Raw genomic sequence first — 10,668 nt, forward strand, 5'->3', positions numbered from 1 at the left:
GATCACCGACCGACGCTGCTGCCGTTGCACATGTACTTGGTCGGGCCCAGCGGGACGAACTTGCCGCCCTTCACCTGGAGGAACCGCACGCACGACGGCGAGTGCTTGCCGCCGACGTCCATCGGTCCGTGCATCCCGCCTCCGGTCCAGGCGTGCACCGGCTTGAAGCTCGCGGTCAGGGTGGACCGGTTGAGCTTCCCGCCGAGAGCGATCGCGTTCTGGACGAAGAGCTTGGCGGCCGACCAGGCGAACTCGCCGAAGAAGGTCGGCTGGGCCGACGGGGCGACCTGCTTGAGCCACTTCTTGTACAGGTTCAGCTCCGGCTGGCTCTCCTCGAGCGGCGTGAAGTTGATGAACATGAACGCGCCCTCGATGGCCGAGCCACCGGTCTTGAGGAAGTTGTAGTCGTAGACCGAGGGGTCGTACATCCGCACCGTCGGGTGGTAGTCGGCCGCCTGGATCGCCTGGGCGAGCCGCACCGACTGCTGGTAGGCGCCGATGAACTGGACGTACTGGACGCCGAGGTCCTTCATCTTCTGCACGTACGGGCCGTAGTTGAAGGCCGCCACGTCGATGCCGGCGCTGTAGAGGAACTTCATCCCGCGCTGCTCCTCGACCTTCTGCTGGTACTTGCCGTTCTCGGCGGCGGCACCGGCGTTGAGGTAGAGGAACGCAGCCTTCTGGCTGGCGGCGTGGTAGTTCTTCACGATGAAGTCCGGCACCGCGTTGGAGAACTCGTGCTTGCCGGTCGCCTGGGCGCCGAAGCAGGACGAGCAGTCGTTGCGGGCGCCGGTCACCGAGGCGGTGCGCATGTCCGGCAGGCCGCAGCTCTGCGCGGTCCCGGCGCCGCCGGAGTCGAAGGCCGACATCGAGCCGACCGCGGCGAAGTCGTTCTCGCAGATCTTCTGGTACGACTGCTGGTCGGCGCCGGCGTCGGTCTTGGAGTCGTAGAGGTCGAGCTGGAGCTTGCGCCCGCAGATGCTCGAGGTCGCGTTGAAGTAGGCGACGTAGGCCTGCGTGGCCTGCTGGGCCGCGGTGAACAGGCCCGGAACCGGACCGGAGATGTCCGAGGAGTTGCCGATCTTGATCACCTTGTCGGTGATGCCCTTGCCGTTCTTGAAGCCCGCGCACGAGCCGGCCTTGATGCCGCTGCCGGCCGGGGGCTGGCTGCCGCCGGTCCCACCCGTGCCGCCGGTGCCACCGGATCCACCGGTGCCGCCCGTCCCGCCGGTGCCGCTGTTGCCCGAGCCGGGAACGCCGGTGCCCGTGCCCGGGTCCACGTTGGTGCCGGTGTTCGGGTCGACGATGGTGCCGTTACCGGTGCCACCGCCCTGGCCGAGCACGCGCTGATTGGCCTCCAGCGCCTTCTTCGGAGAGATCGCCGATCCTCCGCACGCGGTCGGCACCAGCAGCATGAGCGCCACTGCACCTACTCCCAGCAGTCGGCGGGCCCGAGTGGACCCCGCAACGCTTCGCACAGCTGTACTCCTGACGCCAGAACTTCTGAGGTGAGATCGAACAGAAAGTAGATGTGCATCACATAACTGCACAAGGGGGCTGAGGTTACTTTCTGAAACGTGTTCTATTTGGAGAGTATCGGCCCCAGGACCGCTCCGGGGGAAGGTCCACACCCCGGATTCACAGGAGTTTTCGCAGGTCAGCGCCCGAAAGGGACCTGCGTCAGGGCGTGAAGCGGTAGCCCAGGCCGGGTTCGGTGTGCAGGTAGCGGGGTCGGGCGGGCTCGGGTTCGAGCTTGCGGCGCAGGTTGGCGACGTAGACCCGCAGGTAGTTGGTCTCCCCCTCGTAGGCCGGCCCCCAGACCTGGTGGAGCAGGTCCACCCGCCCGACCAGGCGCCCCGGGCTGGCCGCCAGCACGGCGAGCAGCTTCCACTCGATGGGCGTGAGCCGCACCGGTTCGCCGTCGACGAGGACCTGCGCAGCACCCAGGTCGATCACGAAGTCGTCGGTGACGATCCGCTCGGAGGTCTGCGCCCGCCGCCCGGCCGCGCGCACCCGGGCGAGCAGCTCGTCGAGCCCGAACGGCTTGGTCACGTAGTCGTCGGCGCCGAGGTCGAGCGCCTCCACCTTGTCCCCCGACCCGTGCCGCGCCGAGAGCACGATCACCGGCACCGTGCTCCAGGTCCGCAGCTGGCGCAGCACCTCGAACCCGGTGAGGTCCGGCAGGCCCAGGTCGAGCAGCACCAGGTCCGGCGCGTCCTCGGTGCAGGCCTGGATCGCGGTCCGGCCGTCGGCGGCGATGAGCACGTCGTACCCGTGCGCGCGCAGCCCGATCTCGAGCGAGCGGCGGATCGCCGTCTCGTCCTCGACGACCAGGATGCGGATCATCCGTCCTCCCGGGAGGCGGGCAGCACCAGCACCATCGTCAGGCCGCCACCCGGGGTGTCCTCGACCTCGATCAGGCCGCCCTGGGTCTCCGCCAGTCCGCGCGCGACCGCCAGACCGAGGCCGACGCCGTCGCCACCCGGGGCGAGGCGCTGGAACGGCAGGAACATCGCCGCGCGCTGCTCCTCCGGTACGCCGGGACCGTGGTCGACCACCGCGACCCGGACCTGTGCCCCGTCGGCACGGGCGACGATCCCGACGGGGCCGGCACCGTGCCGGTGAGCGTTCTCGATCAGGTTGGCCAGCACCCGTTCGACGAGTCCGGCGTCCACCCGGACCGCGGGCAGGTCGTCCGGCACGTCGACGGTCAGCGGCTCGGTCCCCCGGGAACGGGCGACGAGGTCCTCGACGTCGACGTCGTCCCCGCCGGGCTCGATGCCGCGCGCCTCGAGCCGGGTCATGTCCAGCAGGTTCGCCACGATCGCCGACATCCGGTCGACCGAACCTTCGACGGTGTCGAGGAGCTCGCGTCGGTCGTCCTCGCTGATCCCGGGCGAGCTCAACGTGCTGACGGCCACCTTGGCCCCGGCCAGCGGGGTGCGCAGGTCGTGGGAGATGGCGGCGAGCAGTGCGGTGCGGATCCGGTTGCCCTCCTCGAGCTCGCGGGCCGCCTGGGCCTGCCGGGCCAGCTCGACCCGGTCCCGCAACAGCCCGAGGTGCCCGGCGAACGAGCCGAGCACCCGGCGTTCCGCCTCGTCCGGGACGCGCCCGGTCACCCGCAGCGCGCTGCCGTCCGGGAGCGCGAACCGGGTGCCGTCGGCGGTCTCGCCGGGTGCGTCCAGAGCGGCCCCGGTGAACCCGAAGGTGCGGGTGACCACGCCGAGCAGCCGGGCCACGTCGTCGTCCACGAGCGCTGCGGCGTTGAGCATGGCCAGGGTGTCGGCCTCCCTGCGGGCGATCCGGGCCAGCCGCGCGGTCCGCGCCGCGGCGTCGACCACCGCACTGACCGCGAGCGCCACGACCAGGAAGACGACGAGCGAGACCACGTCCTCGGCGCTGGCGATCCGCAGCTCGTGCAGCGGCGGGGAGAACCACCAGTTCAGGGCGAACGAGGAGGCCAGCGCCGCCAGCACGGCCGGCCCGCGTCCTCCGACCAGGGCGCAGGCGACGACCAGCGCGAGGTAGACGAGCGCCTCCAGGGAGAGCTTGGAGTCCGAGTCGACCCCGACCAGGAGCACGGTGACCAACACCGTTCCGAGCGCCGCGAGCAGGTAGCCGGCGAGCAGCCGGGTGGAGCCGATCGGGGACCTCACGGGTCCATTAGCCCACATGCACGTGCGGTCGGCGTGCCCGGTCGGGCTCCGCCCGGCGGAGCACCTCGCGGGTCACCGGGGCGACCTCGCCCTGCCCGAACAGCAGGAACCGCAGCAGGTGCGTCGCCGGGTTGCCCTCGGTCCACTCGAAGTAGACGTGCGGGATCGCGCCGGTGCGGTCCCGGACCTCCAGCAGCAGCGCCGCGAGCGCGTTCGGCACCGAGGAAGCCTCCAGCCGCAGCACCCGGTACTGGCCGTGCTCGACGACCCCGGTGACCGAGAGCGGTGCCGCGAAGTCGGACGGGTCACCGACCGTCACCTCCACGAAGACCACGTCGGGGTCCTGCGGCAGGTCGTGGTCCTGGCGGATCTGGCGGACCTTGGCCGAGTACGCCGCCACCGTGTTGAGCCCCGGCTCGTGGGCGACCAGCCGGATCGTCCGGCGGGCGACGTCGCGCAGGAAGATCTGCGCGGTCGCGTCGATCTCGACCCCGGTGGCCCGCGGCTCGAAGGCGCGCCGGATCCGGGAGAGCAGGGAGACCGCCAGGATCGCCGCGATGAACAGGCCACCGATCCGCACGCCGTCGGGGCGCTCGAGCACGTTGTCGACCGTCGTGTAGACGAACACCACGGAGATCACCGCGAAGGCGACCATCCACTTCTTCTCGCCGCGCCTGCGCGCGGCCAGGGTCACCGCGACCGCAGCACTGGTCATCAGCACCAGCACGCCGGTGGCGTAGGCACCGCCCTGCGCGTCCACGTCGGCGTGGAAGACCCAGGTGATCAGGAACCCGATCGCGGTGAGCACCAGCACCAGCGGGCGCACCGCCGCCGACCACTCCGGGGCCATCCCGTAGCGCGGGAGGTAGCGCGGCACCAGGTTGAGCATGCCCGCCATCGCGGAGGCGCCGGCGAACCAGAGGATCGCGATCGTGGAGATGTCGTACGCCGTCCCGAAGACGTTGCCGAGGTACTCGTGGGCCAGGTACGCCAGCGCACGGCCGTTCGCGTGGCCGCCGTCCTCGAACTCCTTCGGCGGGATCAGCCAGGTGGTCACGAAGCTGCTCGTGATCAGGTAGCCGCTCATCACGATCGCCGCCGTCGTCAGCAGCCGCCGGGTGTTGCGGATCCGGGCGGCGAGGTCGGCCCCGTCGACGTGGGTCATCACCGCGACGCCGGTCTCGAAGCCGGACATGCCCAGCGCGAGCTTCGGGAACAGCAGCAGCGAGACGCCGACCATCGCGAGGACGCTGCTGTGCTCGGTGTGCAGCAGGTTGGTCCAGTCGCCGATCACGTGCGGGTGCTGCACCACGTGCCACCCGGCGACGCCGATGACGACCAGGTTCAGCACCAGGTAGACGACGACCAGGGCGACAGCGACGCCGATCGCCTCCCGGAAGCCGCGCAGGAAGACGGCGCCCAGCAGGGCGACCAGGAACAAGGTGATCGCCACCTCCTGGCCGTGCACGAAGTCGGGCACGTGCGGGTTCTCCACCACGTGTGCGCTCGCGTCGGCGGCCGAGAGGGTGATGGTGATCATGAAGTCGGTGGCCGCGAACCCCAGCAGGGCGAGCACGAACAGCTTGCCGCGCCAGAAGGGCAGCAGCCGCTCGAGCATCGAGATCGAGCCCTGCCCGTGGGGGCTCTCCTGGGCGACGCGTCGGTAGACGGGCAGCGCCCCGAACAGCGTGAGCGCGACGAGCACCAGCGTGGCGAACGGGGCGAGGGCGCCGGCGGCCAGAGCTGCGATACCCGGCTGGTAGCCGAGGGTGGAGAAGTAGTCGACGCCGGTCAGGCACATCACCTTCCACCACGGGTGCTTGCGCTCCCCGGCCTCGGCGGTCGCCTCCGGCGACTCCATCAGCCAGCGCTCCACCGGGCGGCGCACCGGAAGAGGGCCGGTCGCGGGTGCGGCTTCGATGGTCATCGGCGTGCTCCCGGGACGAGCGCGGCGAGTCCGACCACGAGCAGCACCAGCGGCAGGAGTGCCAGGTCCGAACCGCCGAACGCGAGGTCGCCGTACGAGTGCGCGACGAAGCCGTCCAGCACCAGCCAGCCGACCCCGGCGACCGCGAGCACCTGCAGCAGCGGGAGACCGAGGGCGCAGGCGCCGATCAGGCCGAGCACCAGGGCCGGGCGCACATCGGCGGGACCGGCGCTGACCGATGCCGCGGCCATCCCTCCCCAGAGCACGACGAAGAGGCGGCCCCCGAGGTGGTGGGCGAGGACGGGAAGCAGAGGTTGTTCCATGCCTCGATCGTGGAACCGCCGCAGGACCGCGTCGGCGTTCTTGACGGGATCTTGACGTGCGAGGCTCGTCCCATGCAGCCCCGGGTCAGCGCGATCACCATCGCCCCCGGCGCTCGCCTGCCGATGAAGTCGGTCCAGGTCGTCGAGGCCGAGACCGGCAAGGGGCTGGTCGGCGACCGCTACCACGGCACGAAGCACCGGCACGTGAGCGTGCAGTCGCAGGCGGCTCTCGACGTCGCCGCCGGCGAGCTCGGCCGGCCGATCGGCCCGGAGGGAACCAGGCGCAACATCACCATCGACCTGGGAGAGGTGCCGACGGTGCCGGGCACCCGCATCCGGATCGGACCGGTCCTGCTCGAGGTGGTCCGGGTGGCGGCTCCGTGCCGGCTCCTGGACGACAACCTCGGACCGGGTGCGATGACTGCGCTGCGGCGCCGGGCCGGCACGATCTTCCGGGTGCTCGAGGGCGGGACGATCTCGGTCGGCGATCCCGTCGACCTCGAGGTCGCGGCGCCTGCGGCAGACTGACCGCATGCCGTCGCACGCCTCCCCCGCGCTGCGGTGGCTGCGTGCCCTGGCGATCGCCTCGGTGGCGGTGAGTACCGGCGTCATCGCCCACGTCTCGGCCGACGGCCTGCTGCCCGGTCCGCGCGGCATCACCGTGCTCGTGGTGCTGTGCACCGCGCTCACCGCGATCTTCCTCGGACGACGCGCCTCGACGCTGCGGGTGGTCACCCTCGTCGTCGCGGGACAGGCGTTCATCCACTCCGGGCTGGCGGCGATGGCCGGTCACCGCGGCGACCCGGTCAGCGTCCCGACCCCGCACCCGGCCATCGTCCCGATGGGGACCGGCCCGCGCACCGGCTCCTACTTCGACCAGTGGTCCCAGGCGCAGCCGAACGGGGCCGCCGGTCCCGCGGTGCCCGCCTGGATGGTCCACACCGCCGTCGACATCGCCGCGCACCCGGCGATGGCGGTTGCGCACGTCCTGGCCGCGGTCGCGGTCGGGCTCTGGCTGTCCGTCGGCGAACGTGCCCTGTGGGCGGTGCTCGCGCTGACCGCCGCCCTCGCCGTCCGTCTGGTCCGTGCCCTCGCCGGTCTCTCCGTGCCCCCGGCCATTCCCGTCCTGCGCCTGCGGCGCAGCCTGATGCAGCCGCGGATCTCGCGGACGCTGCAGCACTCCCCCGGCGTCTCCCGCCGCGGCCCCCCGCTCCTCCTCGCAGCTCACTGAATCCCTTCATCTCCGCGCGGGCGACTGCCGCGCGGATCAGTCGACGCACTCTCGAGGAGTTTCTGCATGTCCACAGACGTACCCGCGCGCACCGGGCCACCGGGCCTGTTCCGCGCGTTCTGGCGCTGGCACTTCTACGCCAGCTTCCTGGTGATCCCGGTCTTCGCACTGCTGGCGGTGACCGGGCTGATCTACCTGTTCCGCTTCCAGCTCGAACCGGTGCTGCACCACGACCTGATGCGCGCGAGCGCACCGGCCGGTGAGCAGTACCAGCAACCGCTGTCCGCGCAGCTCGCCGCTGCCCAGAAGGCCCACCCGTCCGCGTCCTTCAGCCTGGTGCGTGAGGGCCGCGGCGCGAACGACACCAACGCCTTCTCCTTCACCAACCCCGACGGCTCCACCACCGACGTGTACGTCGACCCGTGGCGCTCGAAGGTGCTCGGCACGCTCGACCCGGACACGACCGTGTCGGGCTACGCCGTCCGGCTGCACGGCGACCTGATGGCCGGGCGCTGGGGTGACGGCCTGATCGAGGTCGCCGCCTGCTGGGCGATCGTGATGGCGCTGACCGGCTACGCGCTCTTCTTCTCGGGGCGGAAGGCGCGGCTGCGACGGATGGCGAGGGCGGCCAAGGGAGCGGCCACCCGGCACCGGCACGGCCTGATCGGGGCGGTGACCGGTATCGGGCTCCTGGCCATGGTGGTCACCGGGCTGCCCTGGACCGGCTTCTGGGGAGCCAAGGTGCAGGAGCTCGCCACCTCGCACGGCAGCTCGCTCTGGTCGACCGACCCGGGCGCGACCTCCGAGCCGGCATCACGGCTGGACGAGTCGCTACCGCACAGCCACGCGGTCGAGGTGCCGTGGGCGCAGCAGGACGGGCAGGTGCCGTCCTCGGGACCCGAACGACGCTCGGTCGCCGACGTCGACACCGCGGTGGTCGTGGCCGAGAAGCAGGGTCTCGCGCACCCGTTCTCGATCGTGCTGCCGTCGGAGACGCGCGGGGTCTACTCGGTGATGGGCGACGCGTTCGGCGACCCGACGAAGGAGCGGACGGTGCACGTCGACCGGTACTCCGGTCAGGTCCGGGCCAGCTACGGGTTCGCCGACTACCCGGCGGCCGCCCAGGTGGTCTCCCAGGGCATCGGCGTGCACGAGGGGCGCAGCTTCGGCGTCCCGAACATGATCGCCTCGGCGGCGTTCTGCGTGCTCGTGCTGGCGCTGTGCGTCACCGGCCCGGTGATGTGGTGGCGGCGACGACCGTCGCGGTCGCTCGGCGCCCCGCGCGGACGGCTCCCGGTGCGCAGCACCTGGTGGCTCAGCGCCGGGTTGGTGGTGCTGGGCGTGCTGCTGCCGCTGTTCGGGGCGACCCTGCTGGCCGTGCTGCTGCTCGACCAGCTGGTGATCCGACGCTTCGCCGCACCGGGGCGGTGGTTCAGCACCGGGTGAGCGTCACCGCGTCTCGACAGGATCAGCGAGGCTGAAGGATGACGACGGGGATCTCCCGCTCGGTCCACGCCTGGTAGTTGTCGAAGTCGGCGTACAGGTCGACGAGCCGCGGCCACAGTGCCGCGCGCTCGTCGGCCGTCGCCGTGCGCGCGTGCACCGCGCGCACCTCGCCCTTGATCTGCACCTTCGTGTCCGGGGTCGCCATCAGGTTCGCGTACCACTGCGGGTTCTTCGGCAGCCCGCCCTGGCTGGCCACGATGACCACGTCCGTGCCGTCGAGCAGGTAGAGCAGCGGGGTCGTGAACTGCGTCCCCGACTTGCGACCGACGTGGTCGAGCAGCAGCGTCGGGACCGGCTTCTTCCAGCCGGCGCCGATCCGCCACTTGCCGCCGATCCGGCCCCGGGTCAGCCGGTAGACCCGGACGTGCGCCTTGCCGGCGTACTTGAAGATCTTGGGGAGGATCGGGGCGTCCAGCCCGTCCGGTCGGGGCTTGGTCCCTGCGTGGTCGGCGGTCATCCGCGGTATCCCTTTCGTGCGGCCCTCTGGGCCTTCTTCACGGCGAGCTTGCGCTGCTTGGCGACGAAGCTGATCGATGCCTTCTGCGTGACGGCGGGTGCCAGCCGCTGGAGGCGCCACGCCATTCTGGCCTGCACCGGTTCGACGACCAGCGCCTCCCCCGCGGCAACTGCGGCGAGCACGCGCCGGGCCAGGGCATCGGGGTCGACCGGCTTGCGGACGCCCTGACCCTTGAGGAAGTAGTCGCGCCCCTTCACCGCGCCGAACTCGCCCTTGTCCAGGATCGGAGTGTTCACCGCGGCCGGGCAGATCGCGGTGACCCCGACGTGGTGGGCAGCGGCCTCGGAGCGCAGTGCCAGCGAGAGCCCGACGACCGCGTGCTTGGTCATCACGTACGACGTCAGCAGGCCGGCCGCCATCAGGCCGCCCATCGAAGCGGTGTTCACGATGTGCCCGCCACCCTGCTTGATCATCTGCGGGTACGCCGCGGCGACGCCGTGGACGACACCGCGGATGTTCACGTCGATGATCGAGTCCCACTGCGCCAACGTCAGGTCCTGGGTCTCGCCGATCAGGCTGATCCCGGCGTTGTTGAACATCAGGTCGAGGCGCCCGTGCTCGGCGACGACGGTGTCGACCAGGGCCTGGACCGCGGCGGCGTCGGTCACGTCCAGCTTGACGCCGTCGGCGCCGGGCTCGAGGTCGGCGACGACCGCGGTCGCTCCGGCCGCACGCAGCGCCTTGACCAGCGATGCGCCGATCCCGGACCCGCCGCCGGTGACGATGGCGACCTTGCGCGCGAAGTAGCCCTCGGGGAAGTCCTTGGCCCGGCTCACGAGAACGCCTTCATCACGAGTCCGTGCAGGTCCGGGTAGCGCTGGAGGTGGGCACCGCCGTTGATGTCGATGTTCTCCCCCGTGATCCAGGCAGCGTCGTCGGACAGCAGGAACCGGATCAGCGCCGCGATCTCGGACGGCTCGCCGCTGCGACCCAACGGGGTGTTCTCCAGGTAGCCGTCCCGCACCCCGGGGATGTCCATCGCGGGCGCCGTCAGCGGGGTGACGACCAGGCCCGGCGAGACCGCGTTCACCCGGATGCCGCGCCCACCGAGCTCGAGCGCCGCGACCTCGGTCAGCATCACCATGCCGGCCTTCGCCGAGCAGTAGGCGACCATGCCGGTGCCGGGCTGGCGGGCGTTGAGCGAGGACAGCGAGACGATCGCGCCGCCGTCGGCGATCCGCTGCCCGGCGTGCTTGACCACCAGGAACGCACCGGTCAGGTTCACGTCGATCACGCGGCGGAACTCGGCCGCGTCGTGCTCGACGACCGGGGCCAGCGTGCTCACGCCGGCGCAGTTCACGACGCCGGTGAAACCGCCCTGCTCGGCGAGGACCCGGTCGAACAGCGCGGCGACGCTGTCCTCGTCCGCGACGTCGACCGTGATGGCGCCGTCGGGGGCGTTGAGGTCGGCGACGACGACCGTGTGGCCGGCCGCCTCGAGCGCCGCGGCGGTCGCCTCGCCGATCCCTGAGGCGCCGCCGATCACGACGGTGGTGAGCCCGCTCATC

11 protein-coding genes are annotated in these 10,668 nt (G+C 71.4%); 3 read left to right on the top strand and 8 right to left on the bottom strand.

Translation table 11 applies throughout. From position 1 onward, the window contains the following. Nucleotides 1-2 precede the first annotated feature (2 nt). From EFL95_RS14455 to EFL95_RS14475, 5 genes are all read right to left on the bottom strand, one after another. Nucleotides 3-1,415 (bottom strand): ABC transporter substrate-binding protein, encoded by a 1,413-nt coding sequence (locus EFL95_RS14455; RefSeq protein ID WP_246004990.1) that lies wholly within the window; start codon nt 1,413-1,415, stop codon nt 3-5. A 265-nt stretch (nt 1,416-1,680) separates the two neighbouring features. Continuing rightward, a complete protein-coding gene (locus EFL95_RS14460) occupies nt 1,681-2,343 on the bottom strand; it encodes a response regulator (RefSeq protein WP_281272232.1) in 663 nt (220 codons plus the stop codon). After that, nucleotides 2,343-3,656 carry a sensor histidine kinase gene (locus EFL95_RS14465; RefSeq protein WP_183407167.1) on the bottom strand — a complete coding sequence of 438 codons (1,314 nt, stop codon included), beginning with the start codon at nt 3,654-3,656 and terminating at the stop codon, nt 2,343-2,345. Before EFL95_RS14465 ends, EFL95_RS14460 begins: the two co-directional genes overlap by 1 nt. Nucleotides 3,657-3,663: 7 nt before the next feature. Then, a complete protein-coding gene (locus EFL95_RS14470) occupies nt 3,664-5,583 on the bottom strand; it encodes an APC family permease (RefSeq protein ID WP_123234613.1) in 1,920 nt (639 codons plus the stop codon). Further along, nucleotides 5,580-5,906: a hypothetical protein gene (locus EFL95_RS14475; protein WP_123234614.1), complete on the bottom strand. Its 327-nt coding sequence runs from the start codon at nt 5,904-5,906 to the stop codon at nt 5,580-5,582. Before EFL95_RS14475 ends, EFL95_RS14470 begins: the two co-directional genes overlap by 4 nt. A gap of 72 nt (nt 5,907-5,978) precedes the next feature. Between EFL95_RS14475 and EFL95_RS14480 the strand changes: the two genes are divergently transcribed. From EFL95_RS14480 to EFL95_RS14490, 3 genes are all read left to right on the top strand, one after another. Next, on the top strand, nt 5,979-6,434 hold the full coding sequence (locus EFL95_RS14480; RefSeq protein ID WP_123234615.1) for an MOSC domain-containing protein: 456 nt from the start codon (nt 5,979-5,981) through the stop codon (nt 6,432-6,434). Nucleotides 6,435-6,438: 4 nt separating this feature from the next. Then, the gene (locus tag EFL95_RS14485; RefSeq protein WP_123234616.1) at nt 6,439-7,137 is read left to right on the top strand and encodes a hypothetical protein; all 699 of its coding nucleotides are present in this window, start codon (nt 6,439-6,441) and stop codon (nt 7,135-7,137) included. 66 nt (nt 7,138-7,203) lie between these two features. Further along, nucleotides 7,204-8,583, top strand: a complete 1,380-nt coding sequence (locus tag EFL95_RS14490) for a PepSY-associated TM helix domain-containing protein (RefSeq protein ID WP_123234617.1) — start codon at nt 7,204-7,206, stop codon at nt 8,581-8,583. Nucleotides 8,584-8,605: 22 nt separating this feature from the next. Here EFL95_RS14490 and EFL95_RS14495 read toward each other — a convergent pair whose 3' ends face one another. The 3 genes from EFL95_RS14495 to EFL95_RS14505 are packed head-to-tail and all read right to left on the bottom strand — an operon-like array spanning nt 8,606 to nt 10,667. Continuing rightward, a complete protein-coding gene (locus tag EFL95_RS14495; protein WP_123234618.1) occupies nt 8,606-9,100 on the bottom strand; it encodes a nitroreductase family deazaflavin-dependent oxidoreductase in 495 nt (164 codons plus the stop codon). Then, nucleotides 9,097-9,936, bottom strand: coding sequence for an SDR family oxidoreductase (locus EFL95_RS14500; protein WP_123234619.1), 840 nt, complete (start codon nt 9,934-9,936; stop codon nt 9,097-9,099). The genes EFL95_RS14495 and EFL95_RS14500 overlap by 4 nt, the downstream gene beginning before the upstream one ends. Continuing rightward, nucleotides 9,933-10,667, bottom strand: coding sequence for an SDR family NAD(P)-dependent oxidoreductase (locus tag EFL95_RS14505; RefSeq protein WP_123234620.1), 735 nt, complete (start codon nt 10,665-10,667; stop codon nt 9,933-9,935). Before EFL95_RS14505 ends, EFL95_RS14500 begins: the two co-directional genes overlap by 4 nt. Between the last annotated feature and the right edge of the window lies 1 nt (nt 10,668).

The organism is Nocardioides marmorisolisilvae (assembly GCF_003725775.1).
Taxonomy (GTDB): Bacteria; Actinomycetota; Actinomycetes; order Propionibacteriales; family Nocardioidaceae; genus Marmoricola; species Marmoricola marmorisolisilvae.